At 52.6% G+C, this 18,775-nt stretch carries 18 protein-coding genes; 8 read left to right on the top strand and 10 right to left on the bottom strand.

Going from position 1 to position 18,775, the window contains the following annotated elements; genetic code table 11:
- Nucleotides 1-2 precede the first annotated feature (2 nt).
- The 4 genes from K9N21_09725 to K9N21_09740 all read left to right on the top strand — a co-directional run bounded on the left by K9N21_09725 (nt 3) and on the right by K9N21_09740 (nt 7,011).
- On the top strand, nt 3-965 hold the full coding sequence (locus K9N21_09725; GenBank protein MCF8144186.1) for a LuxR C-terminal-related transcriptional regulator: 963 nt from the start codon (nt 3-5) through the stop codon (nt 963-965).
- Between the two features lie 291 nt (nt 966-1,256).
- Entirely contained in the window at nt 1,257-2,462 is a 1,206-nt protein-coding gene (locus tag K9N21_09730) for a hypothetical protein (protein ID MCF8144187.1), read from the top strand.
- Nucleotides 2,452-4,707 carry an ATP-binding protein gene (locus tag K9N21_09735; GenBank protein MCF8144188.1) on the top strand — a complete coding sequence of 752 codons (2,256 nt, stop codon included), beginning with the start codon at nt 2,452-2,454 and terminating at the stop codon, nt 4,705-4,707. Before K9N21_09730 ends, K9N21_09735 begins: the two co-directional genes overlap by 11 nt.
- 342 nt (nt 4,708-5,049) lie before the next feature.
- Nucleotides 5,050-7,011: a PAS domain S-box protein gene (locus K9N21_09740; protein ID MCF8144189.1), complete on the top strand. Its 1,962-nt coding sequence runs from the start codon at nt 5,050-5,052 to the stop codon at nt 7,009-7,011.
- A gap of 13 nt (nt 7,012-7,024) precedes the next feature.
- On the opposite strand, the gene K9N21_09745 is transcribed toward K9N21_09740, so the two are convergent.
- Both K9N21_09745 and K9N21_09750 read right to left on the bottom strand, forming a co-directional pair.
- A complete protein-coding gene (locus K9N21_09745) occupies nt 7,025-8,074 on the bottom strand; it encodes a chemotaxis response regulator protein-glutamate methylesterase (protein ID MCF8144190.1) in 1,050 nt (349 codons plus the stop codon).
- 27 nt (nt 8,075-8,101) lie between these two features.
- Nucleotides 8,102-8,881, bottom strand: a complete 780-nt coding sequence (locus K9N21_09750) for a chemotaxis protein CheR (GenBank protein MCF8144191.1) — start codon at nt 8,879-8,881, stop codon at nt 8,102-8,104.
- 612 nt (nt 8,882-9,493) lie between these two features.
- Here K9N21_09750 and K9N21_09755 point away from each other — a divergent pair.
- The 3 genes from K9N21_09755 to K9N21_09765 all read left to right on the top strand — a co-directional run bounded on the left by K9N21_09755 (nt 9,494) and on the right by K9N21_09765 (nt 11,751).
- Nucleotides 9,494-10,489 carry a sigma-54 dependent transcriptional regulator gene (locus tag K9N21_09755; GenBank protein MCF8144192.1) on the top strand — a complete coding sequence of 332 codons (996 nt, stop codon included), beginning with the start codon at nt 9,494-9,496 and terminating at the stop codon, nt 10,487-10,489.
- A 63-nt stretch (nt 10,490-10,552) separates the two neighbouring features.
- Nucleotides 10,553-11,254, top strand: a complete 702-nt coding sequence (locus K9N21_09760) for a response regulator (protein ID MCF8144193.1) — start codon at nt 10,553-10,555, stop codon at nt 11,252-11,254.
- Between the two features lie 128 nt (nt 11,255-11,382).
- Nucleotides 11,383-11,751, top strand: coding sequence for a cyclic nucleotide-binding domain-containing protein (locus tag K9N21_09765; GenBank protein ID MCF8144194.1), 369 nt, complete (start codon nt 11,383-11,385; stop codon nt 11,749-11,751).
- Between the two features lie 44 nt (nt 11,752-11,795).
- On the opposite strand, the gene K9N21_09770 is transcribed toward K9N21_09765, so the two are convergent.
- The 8 genes from K9N21_09770 to K9N21_09805 form a co-directional block, all read right to left on the bottom strand.
- Nucleotides 11,796-12,476 carry a PAS domain S-box protein gene (locus K9N21_09770; GenBank protein ID MCF8144195.1) on the bottom strand — a complete coding sequence of 227 codons (681 nt, stop codon included), beginning with the start codon at nt 12,474-12,476 and terminating at the stop codon, nt 11,796-11,798.
- A 5-nt stretch (nt 12,477-12,481) separates the two neighbouring features.
- Nucleotides 12,482-12,775, bottom strand: a complete 294-nt coding sequence (locus tag K9N21_09775) for a penicillin acylase family protein (protein MCF8144196.1) — start codon at nt 12,773-12,775, stop codon at nt 12,482-12,484.
- Between the two features lie 273 nt (nt 12,776-13,048).
- Nucleotides 13,049-13,249, bottom strand: coding sequence for a hypothetical protein (locus K9N21_09780; protein MCF8144197.1), 201 nt, complete (start codon nt 13,247-13,249; stop codon nt 13,049-13,051).
- Between the two features lie 39 nt (nt 13,250-13,288).
- Nucleotides 13,289-13,573, bottom strand: coding sequence for a hypothetical protein (locus K9N21_09785; GenBank protein MCF8144198.1), 285 nt, complete (start codon nt 13,571-13,573; stop codon nt 13,289-13,291).
- A 61-nt stretch (nt 13,574-13,634) separates the two neighbouring features.
- Nucleotides 13,635-14,681, bottom strand: a complete 1,047-nt coding sequence (locus K9N21_09790; GenBank protein ID MCF8144199.1) for a hypothetical protein — start codon at nt 14,679-14,681, stop codon at nt 13,635-13,637.
- Nucleotides 14,682-15,071: 390 nt separating this feature from the next.
- Nucleotides 15,072-15,620 (bottom strand): SRPBCC family protein, encoded by a 549-nt coding sequence (locus tag K9N21_09795; protein ID MCF8144200.1) that lies wholly within the window; start codon nt 15,618-15,620, stop codon nt 15,072-15,074.
- 146 nt (nt 15,621-15,766) lie between these two features.
- Nucleotides 15,767-16,276, bottom strand: a complete 510-nt coding sequence (locus K9N21_09800; protein ID MCF8144201.1) for a hypothetical protein — start codon at nt 16,274-16,276, stop codon at nt 15,767-15,769.
- Nucleotides 16,277-16,302: 26 nt separating this feature from the next.
- A complete protein-coding gene (locus tag K9N21_09805; GenBank protein ID MCF8144202.1) occupies nt 16,303-16,815 on the bottom strand; it encodes an SET domain-containing protein-lysine N-methyltransferase in 513 nt (170 codons plus the stop codon).
- A 701-nt stretch (nt 16,816-17,516) separates the two neighbouring features.
- Here K9N21_09805 and K9N21_09810 point away from each other — a divergent pair.
- Entirely contained in the window at nt 17,517-18,629 is a 1,113-nt protein-coding gene (locus tag K9N21_09810) for an NADH:flavin oxidoreductase (protein MCF8144203.1), read from the top strand.
- Nucleotides 18,630-18,775 lie beyond the last annotated feature (146 nt).

The following is an 18,775-nucleotide window of genomic DNA, read 5'->3' on the forward strand; positions in this document are numbered from 1 at the left end:
CCATGCTGAAACAAGTCCGAATACTTGCTGTTGACGATGAACCGGATGCGCTCGATATTTATCACGATGCCTTTTCATCTGTCAGTGCCACCTCCGGATCGGAGTTTCAATTTGATGTGACCCTCAGGACCCAGGGGGATCAGGCGGTCGATGCGGTACGCGAGGCCCTGAACGCCGAGGCACCGTTTGCCGTCATTTTCCTCGATATGAAGATGCCGCCCGGCCCGGATGGGCTGTGGACCGGAGAGCAGATCCGGCAGCTCGATCCTGATGTCAATTTTGTGGTTGTAACGGGATGTTTCGATATCGACCCGTCGGAGATCGTTTCACGAATTCTGCCGGAAGACAAGATGCTTTATGTTCAGAAACCGTTTCACCTGCCAGAACTGAGGCAATTTGCAACAGCCCTCGGTGCCAAATGGCATTCGGAGCGGCTGCTTCGAAAAGCCAACGCAGAGTTGGAACAAAGGGTGAATCAACTCAAGATCAGCGAGAAAAACCTCCTTCACAGTAAATCGGAGCTCGAGAATTTGAATAACCAGTTAATGGAAACCAACCACGCCCTGTCGGTGCTTGCACGGAACCTGGATGGTACCCGGAAGGAATCTGAAAGGCGTGTCCTTCAGCGAACCAGGACGCTTATCCTTCCTATCGTGGAAAAGCTTCTCCGTGATGAAGGGATAGGGAAATACTATGTGGAGCTTAACCAGTTGATGTGGAATATCGAAAACCTGAGCCTGGATTTCAACAGTGGCGCGTCATCGGCCCAGCCGCTATCGGCCAGCGAGATGCGCATCGCCGCCATGATCAAAAACGGCATGAGGAGCGAGGAAATCGCCAAACACCTTCACATCTCTCTGTCAACGGTCAAAACCCACCGCAAGAATATCAGAAGGAAACTGAACTTAACAAATTCCGGTAGGAGCCTCCAGGTTTACATGACCTCCCATATGGGGTTGGAATAGGTGAAAAGGAGGTAGTCAGGATACCTATTTCATCCCCCCTATAATCCTCCTTGAATTTTTTCCAAGATTGGGTCTATTTATATCCAGTTACACCTCACTTGCGTACCCCTTAACCCTGAACCCCGTAGAGGGAGACGTAGAACCTGTGAACCTCTATCATAGATGGATATCAGAAAGGTGCCTCACCCTGCACCGGAATGAATCCCCTGTTTCTATCCAGCCCGGATAGGGCGAAAAAAAGGTCGACCTCAGATACTGTCATGCATATTCTGGGACGGGAGGGTGTTTGAGATGGTGGCATCTATACCTCATTCCGGGGACGGTGCAGCTCGCCCGGATGATATGTGGATCATTTCCAGAGGCAGATTCACCGACATGGACGTGAATCGGTTTGGGGTCGAGGCGACGCCTGCTTCTCCAATGGTATATTGCATTTCCGATCTTGGCAGGTATCTGCTCAGCCCGGATCCGATAGAGGTATTAAAGACCCTTGTGGGGTGCGATATCCGTTATTACACGCCTATTGTTCCCCAGGTGAAAGAAAAGATACGCAATCGCCTTCCCGCATGGATTCGTCGCTCCGCCCGTCGAAAAGATATCCAGTCCAGCGAGGTTCTGATGGCCCCCCCCCGGAAGTCAGCTCCTCATCTTGAAGATGCGGCCCTGAAGGCCCACTTCAGAAAAATCGAGGGATTTCTAACTCCCTATGCCCCCATTGCAAAAAGACTGAGAGGGCTGGATTTGAGTAAGGTCGCGGACATTGTGGGGATATGCGAAGACCTGGCAAACGAACGATCCCTTCTGAAACTGGAAGGCGCCATTGAAGAAAAGGTTGACTATGTGGTGAAAAACATCAATCAGGAAGTGGCTGTAATTCTTGGAGGTGCATATATAGCGGACGACCTTTTTGAGATGAGGGGGTTCGACTTCCGTGCCTTTGACCCCAAAAGATCCCACCGACTGATCCGATTTATTCAAGACGGCAAGGTGAAGGCCTGTGTCCTTGACGCAAACGATGACGTCCAGTTCTGGATTGCAGACGTAAAACGGATACGATACCTGCAACTTCTGGAACAATCCATAGAGCGGAACCCCGAATTGCGAAATGCCTTCCTGAAATGTACAGAGGGACATGCCAGACCGTTCAGATTGTTTTTTAACAGGAAGATGGAGATCGATTATTCACATGCAGATCCGCCTCAGATATACAGAGAGGTCTTTGAATCGTGCCGACTTGGCACAGATGAAAAGGATGCGGTCATTAGTTCGTTGAGCAGTCATCAGATTGGGGTTTCGTTCAGCTATGTCCCCGGCATGGAGTCGGGAGAGTGCAGGGTCTACATCTGCCTGTCCGTCATGCACAATGTGCGCGCCCTTGAGCCGATAAAAACGGATTTGCCCCAACTTTATTCAGAGATCAGCAAGAGGGCCTCTATGTGTGAATCCGGCAGGTTTTATCTCCTCGACTCTGCAGCAGGCTACCAAAATGCCCAGTGATTACACCGTAAGCGACGATGCCTCTCTTGAGGAGCTGATGGCCTACCCGGCCGTTCTAAATCAGCACCTCCAGTTTTTTGAGGACACCTCAGAGGTATCCGTGCCCGATGACCCCATTGAGAAGGTGATTTTTCAGACCAGGGCAAAGGACGCGGTCCGAAAAATTGCTCAGAACAAGGGCCACGTTCTGATGGTCGGGCGGCCGGGGACCGGAAAATCGATGATCGCCAACATGTTCAACGAGGTGCTGGACAGGTCCATGGGCGATTATCTGAGGCCGCGCGATTCGATCATCGCCTATCCTGGAAAAGACAAAAATCACATACGGATTGCATATGAGAATCCTCACAAGATAGATGCATATATCTCCGAAATACATGCGTCCATTGAATCTGCCCAGGAGAGCGTGGGCGAATTCAGCCTGTCGGAACAGATCCGCTCTGTGAGAAAAGTGAGATGGGGGCTTCTCATCATGGCAGGCGTGAGCGTGGCGGCAGGGCTCTTTTTTCCGCCTGCGTTTATTGCTGCCGGGCTTGCAGGCATTGGAGCCATATTTATGTATATGCAGGAAAATAACCATAGGGCTCAGGAAAAAATTCAACGGGAAAACCTGCTCGGCAAACGGAACGAGATGAAGCACATCCTCGATATGGTTCCTGAAGTCTTATATGATCCTACAAAAGATAAGGACCTGATGGCAAGAATATCGGAACCCAGTGCCAGAAATATGAAGGGCGGGTTCCGTCATGACCCCTATCAATCGGGTCATCTCCACACGCCCGCTCACAAAAGAGCGTTTTTAGGGGCACACGCAAAGGCCCCCATCATCTACATCGACGAACTCAAGACCCTGATCAAGACAGGGTACATGTCTGACCTCCTGGAAATCATGCAAAACAAGCGGTTTGTTCTGGAAGGTGGAAGATCTACCGGAAGCGGTGCAGCGGACCGATCGGAGGACAGCCTCAAGGCGGATAACATTATTATTGCATGTTGCAATCACGATACCCTGGCCTATCTGAGGAAAGAAGGCGATGGGGCTTTCATGAGCCGCATTGAGGACCGTGGGGAGGTCATTCAAATGGAAAGCGCCGTACCCGAAACCCCGGAAAACATCATGCAGGTGGCCAGGTACATCAAACAGGAGACAATTGATCTGGGCAGGGAATTTGAGAACGCATGGGGGGAGGTGTTGAAGAAAGAGGGGCATGACGGCGTCCGGGAGCGGTGCGAAAAGATTATCGGGAAATCCCTTCCTCCTGATTACAGACTGGAACAGCGGGATTTCTCCAGGGGGGCTGTTCTTGAGATCATCAAAGAACTCCGCTCCAGGGCCTCGGACAGGAAATTGAGTGCTATACTGAGACCCATCAACGGTATCATCAAGACCGCTGAATTCGAGGCCATCCTTAAGAATTCGCCCCTGGTTGAGGCATCTCATGTCAGAACCGCTCTCAACACCCACATGAGTCTCGAAGGGGCCCTGTCAAAAGAGATCTTTGAGAGCAGGAAAGATCTCAAAAAGTATATTACCTCCATGACAGATGCCGTTGGTTACGTGGTGGGCCTTGCCGTCATACGCTCCATTTCGAGCGGCGAGACTCACGGTATGCCCCTGCCCATCCATTGTCAGATCAATGGGGGGGCCGCCGATACCATGGTGGCCCCGGGAAATCTGGGCGATATTGCCAAGGCCGCATGCCAGAATGTGCGGGCCTCCATCAAGAAGGTGCTGGAAAAGGCAGGGGCCCCTTATGTGGGATATGAAATGTATGTGGATTATATTCAAGCTCATGGCGGCGTAGAAGGTGACAGTGCATCCATTGCCATCGATATAGCCCTTATCTCAGATTATCTGGGCCAGCCCGTGAATCAGAAATTCGGCGTGACCGGGTCATTGACCGGCGAAATCATCCTGGCCGTAGGAGGGGTAACGGAAAAGATCCGGTCCATTATGGACCCATCCCTTGGCATGGAGGGGGCATGTATCCCCTGGCAGAACAGGCATGACGTGGAACCGCTTTTGATCAACACCGGGTTTGAGTCTATTCGGGAGAGCGGGATTCCCGGGATCAGGATCTTCCGAAACCAAGGGGATAAACATCCTTTTGACATCTATTTCTGTAAGACAAAATATAATGCCTACCAGATCATGATGGGTCTCGGTAGGGAAGAGGTGAAAAGGCGAATGGCAGAGCGCAGCAAGAGAGACTGGGCATGCTCTCAGGCCATGACGCACCATTGATTCCTTCCCATATTTGAAATGGTCGGCCGGAGGAACCTGAATCCGCTCCTGCACTGGATTCGATCTCCGGAGAAGACGACTCCGCCCCGCGTTGTGTCACAGCAACTCTCATTTTAGTTTTAAGAGCGATGAGATGACTTTGCAGCGGGGCAGTAAGGCCTTGAAAAATCGCCTTACGGCGACACCACGAACTTGGCATTGCAGCTCTCAGGCCCCAGAATGAGAGTGGCTGGTTGTGTCAGGAATTCCTTGACAAGAAAACATTCCTGTTGAATAACTCTATAATTCCCGAAAGAAGCTAAACAGATGACAAATACCCCCAAACATTGAGGACCATTCCGAATGTCCAAAGAAAAAGACGACCGATTGGATCTAAAGGAGACCGGCGACGTAACCCCTTGGAGCGAAGACCTATTCGGCCCTTTTGCCCATTTTGCCTGTGATTGGAATGGGTGGCTTGGATCTGATGGAAAACCTGCACATGTCACGCCTTCGTGCAGGCAACTCACCGGATATGATCGCAGGGAGTTCCTGGAGAACCCGAATCTGATTACCGATATCATTCACAGGGAAGACAGGGAACAAATCCTTAATCACTTTAATGAGGATTTCACCATTAAGGAGGCGTTTCAGAAGGAATTCCGGATTGTCCGAAAAGATGGGGACGTGCGATGGATAAGGCACATCTGCAGACCGGTTTACAGCCGGGAAGGGAAGTGGCTGGGAAGGTATTACAGCAATAGGGATATTTCAGATTATAAATTCTCAGAAAATGCGCTTATCCAAAGCGAGGAGAAATATCGCAATATCGTTGAAAGCTCCAACGACGGCATTTGCATTATTCAGAATGATATCATCCGATTCAGCAATAAACGATTGGCCGACATGATCGGATTTGCGCGAGAGGAAATCCTTGAAACCCCCTTTTTCGATCATGTTCATCCGGATGAATTGACCAGCGTTGTGGAATCCTACGAGCGGTTTGTTTCGGGGGAAAAGGAAGATCAGAGATTTGAAACCGTGCTGTTTAACCCGAATGGGACTCCCCTGGATGTGGAGTTAAGCATCTCTCCCACCTTTCACGAAAATCAGCGGGCCGCCCTCATTATGGTTCGGGACATCACCGGACTCAAACAGATAGAAAAAGAAAAGAGAGAACTTGAAAAAATTCTGCAACAGACTCAGCGGATGGAGGCCATCGGAACCCTCGCAGGCGGTATTGCCCATGAGTTCAACAATATTCTCTGGATTATCTCGGCCAATACGGAATACGCGCTCGAAATTCTCAAGGACGGCGGCGCGGTAATCAACAACCTGCAGAGAATAGAAAGGGCCTGTTCCCGCGCAGCGGATCTGGTGGGCCAGATCCTCAGTTTCAGCCGCCAGCAACAGCATGCCCCAAAGCCGCTGGATATGAGGGCTATTGTTAAGGAGACCTTGAAATTCATGAGGGCCTCCCTGCCGAAGACCATTGAAATCAATCCTCAGATCGCCGGCGATCTCCGGATGGTGATGGCCGATCCCACACAACTGCATCAGGTGGTCACGAACCTGTGCACCAATGCGTTTTATGCCATGCGGGAAGCAGGGGGTATTCTTGAGGTGAGTCTTGATAATATAGACGCAGGGGAAACGTCGTCCTTTCCGGTGGGCATGGCGCCGGGAAAATATGTCAGACTGCGGGTCAAAGATACGGGCATCGGCATGGAGCCGGAGGTCATGAAGCGTGTGTTTGAACCGTTTTTTACCACCAGACAGCCTGGCGAGGGCGCTGGCTTGGGCCTGTCGGTGGTGTATGGGATTGTTGAAAGCTATCATGGCGCGGTGACCGTGGGCAGCAGGCCGGGTGAGGGGTCTGTCTTTGAGGTTTTTCTGCCTGTTATCGAAGAGAAATCCGAGGCTGAGACCCGGCGGCCCCGACCGATTCCCACCGGAAAGGAACGAATTCTCTTTGTGGACGACGAAAAGGAGATTGCCGATATTACCCGGGAGGTGCTGGAAAGCCTCGGCTACCGCGTACATGTGGAGAACAATCCGGCGAAGGCACTCAAGGTGTTCGGGAAGCGGTCTGATGAATTTAGTCTGGTGATCACGGATATGACCATGCCCGGTATGACCGGGGAGGTATTGGCCAGAAAATTGATCGATATCCGGGCTGATATCCCCATCATTATCTGCACGGGATACGGGGAGGTTATCGGCGAAGCCCGGACCAGGGAGATGGGCGTACGGGAGATTCTTCGAAAGCCGGCCACCATCGGTACTGTTGCCGAAACCGTTCGAAGGGTGCTGGATAAAAAGTAGGGTGACGGGATGGCTAAGGTGATTGAATCAGATTGAGCGCTGTCTGGGCAATTTTGTCCAGCCCCATCACCTTGTCTACGGCGCCGCGCTCAATAGCCTCCTTGGGCATGCCGAATACGACGCAGCTCTTTTCGTCCTGGGCCAGGGTCTTGGCCCCTGCCTGTTTCATCTTCAACAGCCCGTCCGCACCGTCCGCCCCCATCCCTGTAAGAATGATGCCGAGGGCGTTTGCGCCGGCATAATCCGCCACTGAATTGAAAAGGACGTCAACCGAGGGTCTCTGGTGGTGGATCATCGGGCCCTCCTTGACCCTTACATAATATCTGGCGCCGCTCCGTTTGAGCAGCATGTGAAAATTCCCCGGTGCAATCAGGGCGCACCCATTGGTGACGGTGTCTCCGTCGCCAGCCTCCTTGACCGACAGGTCGCACAGGGAGTTGAGCCTTTCAGCAAAAGAGGTGGTGAACTTGGCCGGCATGTGCTGAACCACGACCACTCCCGGTGAGTTGAAAGGGAGGCCCATCAGGACGGTCTTAATCGCCTCGGTCCCGCCCGTGGACGCCCCTATGGCAATAATCTTATTGGTCGTGGCCGTCATGGCGCGCGAACCCAACACTGCTTTGGGGGGGGCGGTGAACGCCCTTTCAGCCATTTTCGCCTTCATGTTGACATTGGCCACGGCCCGGATTTTATTGGATAACTGAATACCCATGTCCCCCACGGAATAGGCGGTGGACGGCTTTGAAACCACCTCAAGGGCGCCGATAGAGAGGGCCTCCATGGCCACTCTTCCCCCTTTCGGGGTAAGCGAGCTGACGATAATGACGGGAATCGGATAGAATTTCATTAATTTCTTGAGAAAGGTGATCCCGTCCATGCGCGGCATTTCGATATCTAAGGTGATGACATCCGGATTCAATGTGACAATCTTGTCCCTGGCCACATATGGATCGGGCGCCGTGCCGATGACCTCGATTCCCCTTTGGCGCGACAGGGTCTCCGATAATACCTTTCTCACAACGGCTGAATCATCAACAATCAATACCCTGATGTTTTTTTTCATCTTTTTCCCTGCCCAGCGACGATGACGTCAGCTTCTATAAACACCCGGCGACACATGTTTGAGCCCATGTTCTATCCCTCGAAGGCTTTCAGACATCCCGACGAAAAGATAGCCTTTGGCTCTTAATGCCCGGCAAAGGTTTAGCACCACCTTCTGCCGGGTCTCATTGTCAAAATAGATCATCACGTTTCTGCAGAATATGATGTCGAACTGTTGGCGAGATGAATCGCTGAGTAAATTATGCTTCCCGAATGTTGTAAATTTTTTCACCTCACCACGCACCTTCACATAGTCTTTCCACTCATTGCGGCCCTGTTGAAAATATTTGCGGAGTATCGGCAGCGGGACCCTTTGTGCTCTTTCTTTAGGGTAGATGCCGGTTTTTGCAATCTTTAGGACAGAGTCGGAGATATCCGAGGCATAAAGATGAAAGTCATATGCATTATCCACCAGCTGAACCGCCAGTGAATAGGGCTCCTCCCCGGTGGAGCAGGCCGCACTCCAGATATTCAGGTGCCTGGATTTGTCAATATGCTTCAATATGAATTCGAAGTGACCGTTTTCTCTGAAAAAAAAGGTGTGATTGGTCGTGATGGCGTCAATGAAGTTTCTAAACTCATGAGCATCTTGTCTGACGAGCGAGATGTATTCATTTGCGGTATCGATACGCAAGATTCTCAGTCGTTTGGCAATCCTGGCCTTGAGCAGTCCAAGCTTGCTCTCCGGCAGGTATATGCCTGATGCGGTGTATACCAGCCGGGACAACTCTCTGTACTGGCTCATTGTAATATCTGTGTTATTGCCCAACAGCAGCGCCTTTAATCTTAGAAGTTAACGGGAGTGTGGAGCACCGGTGACAGGAACGGCTTGCCAGCCTCGATTTCCCTGGTTTATCCCCCGAATGCATCGAGAGCCGCCATGAGCTGACGGATCTAATTTGAGAAAGCAAGTTTCGTACCAGACAGCCAGCGCAATGGAGGCCGGAGGCCAGAGGTCGGAAAATCCACTATCCGTCCACGGCCGATGCGCTATGGGCTGTCATTCCTAAGGCGGCCTGACGGCCGAAACCAAACAGGTTTCACCCAAGTCCCGGAAGCGTTCTGAACGCCCGTGGGCAAACTTCTTCGCAGGTTGCAGAGAAGTTACACATAAAGAGTCTAGCGCTGGACTTCCAGCGTCTTCTACGCATCCATTAATGCACATTCCCGCATGCTGCGGGATCTACGCTTCGCTTCGACCAGTACCGGCGTCATACGGGACGTGTCCTTCGGAAGATTCTCTGTTGACACCTCCGCCTGTTTTCTTTAAAGTCTTTTACAAAGAAAAAAAGGAAGTTGACACGATCTGGATCCTTCCGGTCAATTTTCCGGGAACGCAGGAACGTGGAAGATCTTTTGACAAAGAGAGATGGTATTTTGAATGGAACTTAACGGGATTATTGGAGAAAGCAACGAAATCCAGGAAGTTCTAAAGGTCGCTGAAAAGGTGGCGGCCAGCGACAGTACGATCTTGATTTACGGGGAGACCGGAACAGGCAAAGGGTTGACGGCCAAGGCCATCCATCTAAACTCTCAAAGGGCCCGCAAGGCCTTTGTTTCCATCAATTGCGGGGCGATTCCGGCGAATCTTCTGGAAAGTGAGCTGTTCGGGCACGTCCGCGGTGCTTTTACCGGGGCCTTCAAGAATAAGACCGGCAAGTTCGAGCAGGCGGACAAAGGGACCATCTTTCTGGATGAAATCGGCGATATGAGTCCTGATCTTCAGGTCAAGATATTGAGGGTCCTGGAAGAGAGCGAGTTTGAAAGGGTCGGAGGCAATGACACCCTGCGGGTGGACATCAGGATCATTGCCGCAACCCATCGAAATCTTGAAGATCGGGTGGAAAAAGGGCTGTTTCGGGAAGATCTCTTCTACAGACTGTGCGTCATCCCGCTGTCCCTGCCACCGCTCCGGTGCCGAAGGCAGGACGTTCCCCTTCTGGCCGAACATTTTCTCCAGGTCATCAACGAAAAAAATGAATATAGGCTCGAAGGATTTTCCAAACAGGCCTTAGATGTTCTATCTGCCTACCCGTGGCCCGGAAACGTCAGGGAACTCAAAAATCTGGTCGAAAGGCTGGCGGTCTTGAAGCAGGAGGGGACAATAGAGGCATACGATCTGCCCGGCAGGATACGCGGGTCTATTGAAATCCAGATGGAAGAACCGCCAATCGGCATTTCAGATGAAGGGATATGCCTCAATACGGCGGTCAGCGAATTTGAAAAGGCACTGATCCTCCAGTCATTGCAGAAGGCCAAAGGGGTAAAGAATGAGGCGGCCAAACTATTGAACCTGAAGCGGACCACGCTTGTTGAAAAGATCAAGCGGTACCACCTGGATTCCTATGAATTGGCGGGGACCAGGCATGCGGGATAGGGGTCCGGACGGGGAGTCGGGTGCTGCAAGGACCTGCATGAATCTTGTCGAGGAGGTCATTGGATGGAATCAAGAATACTTGTGGTAGATGATGAAAAGGAGATTCTGGATACGCTTGCCGAATTTATGGCGGATCTGGGGTACCAGGCGGACTTTGCGGACGCAGTGGACGCGGCATTGGTCTTGATGAAGAAAAATGAATATGATGTTTTCCTGCTCGACAAGAATATGCCTGACAACAAAAATAATAAGGAAGGAGGAATGAGCCTCCTCAGATATGCCAAAGAGAATATGCCCGGGACCGAAGTCATTATGATGACCGGGTATGGCACTGTTGAAAGCGCAGTGGAGGCCATGAAACTCGGGGCATTTGATTACATCACAAAGCCGATCTCACTCAAGGATGTAAAACTGAAAATCGACAGAATATTGGATTACAAACGCTTCATCAATTCAGAAGACACCCTTCGGACCTATAAAATACTTCATAATCAGCTTTTGAGTTCTCTGGTGAACCTGGATAACCTTCCGGAGGATCAACTGGAGAAGATACTGAGAACCCTGGGAGCGAGGATCGATCAGGTGTTTGGACTCCAAAAGGATTATGAAACCATCATAGAGGCCCAGGCGGACGCACTCGAAAAGATTCAGGAGTATGTAGAGCACTTGAAAGAGGCTGTTCCCACTGAGAGTCCTTATTATGTATTGATCGATAAGATCATTGAAGCATCCAACAAGCGAATTACGGCTCGGCAGGACACCTAACCACAAGCGGCCTCCGGTATTTTGCCCTGTTCCCGGTGTTGACACAGGGGCTCGGGGTCAGCCCAAAAAGGCGAATCGCCCCATTTCCGGGCGGTAATCCACTGCAATCGGTTTCTGGGAGACGGAGCATGAGCAAACCGGACATGGCGGACTACCGCCGGGAAATCGCAAAGGGGGATGTCCTTCTTCGGGAAGGAGACGTTGACACCCGGTTTTTTCTTCTTCAGAAGGGATCCTTGGATATCTTTGTCCGGGGAAAGAAGATAAACACGATCGAGGCCAAGACCGGTCAGGATTTCGTGGGCGAGATCGGTGCTATCCTCGGCACCCCCCGGACAGCCACGGTTGTGGCGGCCACTGATTGCGTGGTCCTGTGTCTTCCCAGGATCGAGATAGAAGCGGTCATCAGCGCATCCCCCACCCTCGGCGTCAAGCTGATACAGTCCCTGTGCTATAAACTGATCAACAGCGCTTCCGCCCTTGCCGAATTTCAGTGAAATATACGGTCAGTCTCGTCCCAGGGGATCTTCTTTGAATCCGATCATTCTTCCTGATCAAAGAAATCCGGGTAAAATTTTTTAGCGCATGCCGGGCATAGGCCGTGGCTGAATTCTGCTTTTGAATGTTTTTTAAAATATACTTCAATTTGCTCCCAGTACCCTTTATCATTTCTAATCTTCTTGCAATAAGAGCAAATGGGCAGTATGCCTCTTAACGTTTTGATCTCTGCTAAAGCTTCCTGAAGCTCTTTAATGAGTCTAATCCGTTCATTCTCCGCTCGTTTGCGATCCGTGATGTCCCTGCATATACAGAATACCAGCTTTCGGCCCCTGTAAACCGCCCCATTATTGCTGAGTTCTATATCGACGATGGTGCCGTCTTTGCGACGTTGTTGCGTCTCGAAGTGAGCCCCTGAATCATCGACTTCCCGGATCATTTCTATGAGTTGTTCCCGCGTAAATACAATGTCCCAGTTCCATACATGAAGCTGATGCATTTCTTCCAAGGAGTAACCGAGGATCTCCGCATATCGCTTATTCGCCTCATACACCTTTCCATTTTGGTCAAGGATAACAATCCCATCTCTTGATTGGTCAAACAGAAGGCGCCAGCGTACGACTTCATCCCTGAGGAGCGCTTCCATCCTCCGGCGATCAAGCTCAGCACTCTGCAACTCCAGAACTTGCCTTTGTAATTCTTCATAGGTGGGCTTTTTTGGCATTTTCGTCACTTCACTTGGTCAGGCTTGAATATCAAGGGTTTATCCAGTTTTTCCGTCTTATGAAAATGAATGGGAATCTGTCTTCCCCGGGCCCAGGGCTCGGCCTGATCGCCGTGATGGGGACTCCTGTATTGTCCTGACCGGCCCGGAGGGCTGATAATGGGTGAATTCTCCGGGTCTGGGAAATCAACCACCATGCGGATGACCCCTCCGGATTCAAAAGGAAACGGATTCTTGGGGGCCCACATGCCGGCGTTGATGGTGGTGCCGCCCCACTCCTTGACCCTTCCGCGAATCAACCCTCCTCGCAACTTCCGGAACACTGGTGCCAAGTTCTTCCAAGGCGGCCACACGGCCACAACCAAACAGGTTGCACCCGAGTCCCCCGAGGACGCCCGTGGGGGCCTCTGCCCAAGAGCTGCAATAAAATGTGCTCGTATCGTCCGGCGGCCGCCCCCGGGCAAACTTCTTCGCACGTTGCAGAGAAGTTGCAGACAAAGGGCCTAAGGTCCGGCAACAGAACAGGCTCCCGGCCCGGACGCTCTTGACAGTTTCAGTTTCAAGTCGACGCGTCAACCGAGCAGGAGACGGACAACCTGCGGCAGGCAATCTTCCACCCACTGATCAAGCAGTTCATAGGGGGTCGCGTTTATGGGATGGGGAATGACCACAAACGGATAATCGGGAAACCCGTGGGCTACAGCCATGGCCTTTCCTGATGAGGTGAAGGGTTCCGTGCAGATGACGGCGGCCGGAATCCCAAACTGTTCCATGATGATTCCGTCGAGCACACTGCCCGAACTGCATGAACCTCAGTCCCCGATCCCGGCCACCACCACTTGCGCCTTTTCCGCCAATTGCCGTGCCGCATCCTCGGAAACCCCATGGGAAGGGGACGGCTTCTTGAGAAGGATCTCACCTTCAAATCCGTGCAGATGTTTCAGCCGGCGCCCAATCCCTTTCAGCAGGTAATCGGAATTCCGCTTCCCATTATCAATGAGCCCCAGCGTAAGTCCTTTCAGGGACGCAGGCCGGGGCGCCGTGTCAAAGGCTGTCTTGACGGGCGCATTGGTGGGATCCAGCACTGTAATGGACATATCTATCTCCCCTTATTCTGTTTCACTGTTTCAAGAATTCCAACGGAATCCCGGTGACCGTTCAGGTGTCGCCTGCGCAAGGCGGACCGATCGATTCACTAACCGCCCTGGACATCTTCCGGTTGAACCATCCGAACATGCATGCTGAAAACCTTCCAGCAACTCCTCCGGCCATGATCAGCAGGATCCGGTCCGGGGCGGAAACGGCCCGGACCATCTTTTCTTCATCTTCCGATGTCAGGGGGGTCTCATCCAGCCCCCCTCTTTTCAGGTCCGCCAGGGGGCGGCAGGCCTTTTCAAAGAGATATTCCTGCACCCCCTTTTTCGTCCAGCCCCCCTTAATGAGGGTTTGATAGTGTTCAGGACAGATAATCACCGCGCATTCAACATCTCCCCCCATGTTGAAACTCCCCAGAGCCCGCATTCGGTCGGCAATGGTGTTCAGGATGTTTTCCGGTTTCAATGCGCTGTGGTTCTGGATCTGGTTGGGGCCCTCGGCAGCGAAAACAGTGACGGCGCTCGTTTCCCTCGGGAGTCCCCGAACCACATGAAGCGGTTCCCATTGGCTGTCTTGTTCGCTGAAACAGAAGGTGTACTTCCCCGGATGCCCAAGGGTCGTCCTGTCGAACTCTCTCCCTCCGAGGTTGTACAGGGCGAGTCTGACGGCCCTCCCGATGGTGGCGTTGGCACGATATCCGGGAGCCATGAGATTTTGACCGTTGTTGAGGCCCAATTCCTCTGAGATTGGACCATTGACCACCATCAGAATTCCCGCCCCGGCGGTGCTCGCCGTGACCCCGTGCAGTCCGAATTCAGGACGGGATATGCCGCGTACGGCCGCAACCACCACGGGAAAGTACTCCGGAAGGCATCCGGCCATGACTGCATTGATGGCGACCTTTTCCGCAGTAAACACCCTGTTTCGCTCGGGAATGGCCCCCAGGAGGTCCCCCGGTTCCAGCCCGGCGGCGTCAAGAAACCGGAGCACCTTGTCTTTGGTGGGAGGAACCACCGGGAGCCCGTCTGTCCATCCCTTTTGAAAAAAGATGTCTATGGCGTGATCAAGGCTTTCACACTCTATGGGTTGGGATACGAGACCCTGTTTCATGGAACAATTCCTCTCCGATGAAATGATTCAGCGTTTCCGGCCGCTTCCCGTACCTGATAATCAAGGATCCGGGCATATCCTTCCATTACAATCCTCAGAAACAGACGGCTTGTGTGTTTCCTCTGATGGGCATGCTGTTTTTATGATGTGACCAATAATGTAGAGGAGGTCTTTGAATAATACAAGAACATTTTCTCCCAGGGCGTGCATCATATGGAGACGGATGGACTTGCATTCAGCACCCTATGATCACTCCAACGCAGGCGATTAATCTCACCCTGCAGTGCCCACGGCCGTTGCAATGGTCTTTGAAATCTTCAGCCGGTATCCTGGGATACCCGAAACAAAATGCGGCACGGCAAACCTCACCATCAGAGCAGGCCGTGATCTTCAGCGGGCGCGGTATTTTGCGCTCCGGTGAAAAAGGATGTCGGGGGGAATCTGTGACGGTGCTTTACCACCGGAAGTTATCCATCGAACCACTTTTACCCAGGGCGACCACGCCCGGATTTGCGGAATCATTCCAAGCGACGCCTGAGCAGTGGCAAGAGCGTCCTCAAGCAATGCATCATGCAGAGACCTGATAAATAGCGGCCAGGTCAAACAGGCGGAGCCGTGCAATGACATCTCTATGGTGTGCCGCAATACCACAGACTGTTGCGTCCGCTTCACAACCTCGTATCGGTGAAATCCATTAAATCCTTTTGGGTAGGTGAAGCGAAATTTGACGGATTGTCCGGGGTCGTATTCCTCAACATAATATTTGATGGGACCATGTCCGCCTTTTGCACCGATGCTGAGCGGACGATCGAGTTTCATGCGGGGCCATGAATGGTTCGGCCACAGGCGGTCATCCTCTGAGGCGAGTGAGTCAATGAGCGCCCCCACCTGCTCGCGACCGGCTTTGAGTTCGCGTTCGTGAACATTGATTACTTTCATTGTTGTGATCCTAGCAGTCTGTCGGTCTTAACGTCCCAATTGGGTCTCTCCCTCACTTGATCGGTTCGGCTATCCAGAATTACCTCAAGGCTGCCATTCTATTGCGCAAAGAAATGACCGAAGTCCCGAAGATCTTCCCTTTGTGCCTATTTTAAAGGTTCTTGAGACTGGCTCTTAACCGCCTCGGGGACCCTGTTCACCGGGCATTCATGGTAGATGCAGCGGTCACATTCATTGCGATAGATGGTGGCGCCGAACCCGGCCAGAGACAGCAGGTAGAGGATCAGGAGGCCGGGTTCCCTGAATAACCAGAATAAGGGGAAGATCAACAGCACCGCGGGCGCGCCGAAGACCACCGCCTTGTCAACCCAATTGAGCGCTCCGGGCCTTGGACTGAAGAGCTTGGGAAGGCCCCAGAAAAAAATGCACTTGAGGTATCCATCCTCCCGCGTGTAATGGGGACAGCGGGTGCAATAAAATTTCAGGATGAGCACGGTCATGGCCGCAGTGACCCCCACAAAGAGGACAGCCCAGAACACGGAATGTCTCAGGATCGCAAGGATTGCCGTTAAGACCGGGACCGCCAAAAGGCATGTGTAGTACAGAAAGTCCCTGAAACGGTAGTGCGTCCTCATTTGGTCCCGGGAAGTTATCATGATTGCCTCCTTTGGATATGAATCCGTCATGAATTGCGCATTGCAATCCTTTTCAGCAGGTAGGAGCTGAAATAGCCGCCGTATCTTTCTTGAAGCGCTTTTATCTTCCAGTCCTCTCCCGTCACGATCCCCCTGCACAGGCGCGACCCGCACCGACACCTCAGTTCATACTTCAGGCTTCGTGCCATGGCATAGTCGTGACAGAGCTCCTCGCCTGCATGGATATCGCGCATGGCAACATATGTGATCTGACCGTCAAAACCGACATTGGGATCGCAGGAGTGATTGATGAAGATCACCATGTCCTCCACTTCCGCCAGAATTCGGGGGCCCAGAAAGAAATCATCGTGGATCTGGAGCGTATAGTCCCCCAAAGATCTGGTAAGCCCGGACACCTCCTCAGCCCTGAGGATGTGTCCCGCCTTTACCGCTACCACATCCCCTTTGAGGATGTCCTCGCGTGCAAACAGACCCCGTCCCCCTAAGGGGCTGGTCCTGACTTCGCTTTTGGGAGAGCGGTATGTCCTGATCCTTTTCAAGGCCTCAGTTGACTCCCATCAGGGCAACCATAGGCCGTTGCTTGTGTTGGTTGCTGCCGAGGACTGCTATCGAGGCCGGGGAATACCCTGTCAGGGCCGTGGCGCCGTCTCCATTCAGTGCTTTGTTGCTCCGGTTCCATATACCTTCTCACCTCCTTGGATCAGTTCGTGCATTTTATCAATGATGAACTGACGCTGTTCCCTGCAGTCAACCTAATACCAGCGTTCCCTGTTTTTCGCGACGGAGGTCATGGTTTGTGGCTCATATCTTTCGGTTAAAGGATATTTGCTGGGTATCATATTGCAAAATTAAGTGATGTCAAGGAAAATTGACGTGAGGAGGAGGGCGTTTCTTTGTTGATAAGTTTATGTGAATCGGGTATTCGGGAGGTATGCCTCGCCACGGACCCTTAGATGCGCCTTTTGTCCTTCGCCATATGATCATTTGAGGAGTCGAGCAGAACGGTCCTGATCGCGCCGATCATGCGCAGGCGCTTGGCGGCCATACGGTGGATGAGGGTCAACCGGAGGCATGACCGGCAAATGGGGCATCGCCGGTCCGTCCGGCGCATTGGGAATGATCCGGACTTGATTACAACCGGCGAAGTGGGTCTCATCGGGCCCGAAAGAAGTCAGCATTAACATAACGCATTCAGTCCGCACCACAATGGAAGGACCGGCTAAAGGGAGGCGTTTTCTTCATGAGCAAGCTGTTTGAACCCGGAACAATACAAGGGATGGTGCTGTCGAACCGATTCGTCCGTTCGGCCACCTGGGAAGGCATGGCGGCCGAGGACGGTGCGGTGACCCCGAAACTGATCCAAACCATGGTTGCGCTGGTCAAGGGGCGAGTGGGGATGATCATCTCCTCTCACGCCTACATTCGCGAGGAAGGCCAGGCCGGACCCTGGCAGATCGGTGTGTACAAAGATGAACTGATCCATGGACTAAAAGAGATGGCCGCGGCCGTCCACGAAAACGGGGGCAAGATCGTCATGCAACTCGCTCATGCAGGGTGTTTTGCCGCCCAAAGCGTCACGGGAACCGCGGCCTGGGCGGCTTCGGACTTCGAAGGCCTGGGAAAGACGCCCCGCCATGAGATGACCGTCGACGATATCCAGAGCGTCACACTATCATTTGCCGAAGCGGCCAGGAGGGCCAAGACGGCAGGATTCGACGGAGTGCAGATCCATAGCGCCCATGGATACCTCCTCAGCCAATTCCTGTCCCCTCTGTACAATCGACGCAGGGATGATTACGGCGGCAGCATCGAAAACAGGGCCAGATTCCTTCTTGGGGTGCTCCGTGCCATCCGCAACGCCGTGGGCGAGGCTTTCCCGATTCTGGCAAAGCTCAATTGCGGTGACTTTGTCGAGGGTGGCCTGAATACAGATGATGCGATCCAGGTGGGCCGGATGTTGGCGGACGCAGGACTGGACGCCCTGGAGATCAGCGGCGGACTGCTCACGGGGGGCCGCATGAACCCCAGCCGAGTGGTCAAAAGCGAGGAGCAGGAGGCCTATTTCAAGAACGAAGCCCGGGCCTTCCGCGAGGAGTTAGGTATTCCTCTGATCCTGGTGGGGGGCATAAGGTCTTTCGAAACGGCCGAAAAGCTATTGGATGACGGGACAGTGGATTTTATTTCCATGAGCCGTCCCTTTATTCGCGAGCCTGACCTTGTAAACCGTTGGAAGTCCGGCGATCGCCGCAAGGCCCTTTGCAGGTCGGACAACGCCTGCTTCAAACCGGGCATGGAAGGTAAGGGCATCTACTGCGTCACTGCCGAGGTGGAAAAGGCGAAATCCGAAGATTAGTGCACTTGATCGTAAATACGGTCACACATGATGCGCGCTGATTTTGATTCCACGGTTTTCGCCCGTCTCGGCGAAAAGGAATCAGAAAAGAGATCGGCTGTCCATTTCCCCAAACGTTACAGTTGGCCCTGTCGTCAGCCAACCTA

It is taken from the genome of Deltaproteobacteria bacterium (assembly GCA_021737785.1).
In the GTDB taxonomy this organism is placed as follows: Bacteria; Desulfobacterota; DSM-4660; order Desulfatiglandales; family Desulfatiglandaceae; genus AUK324.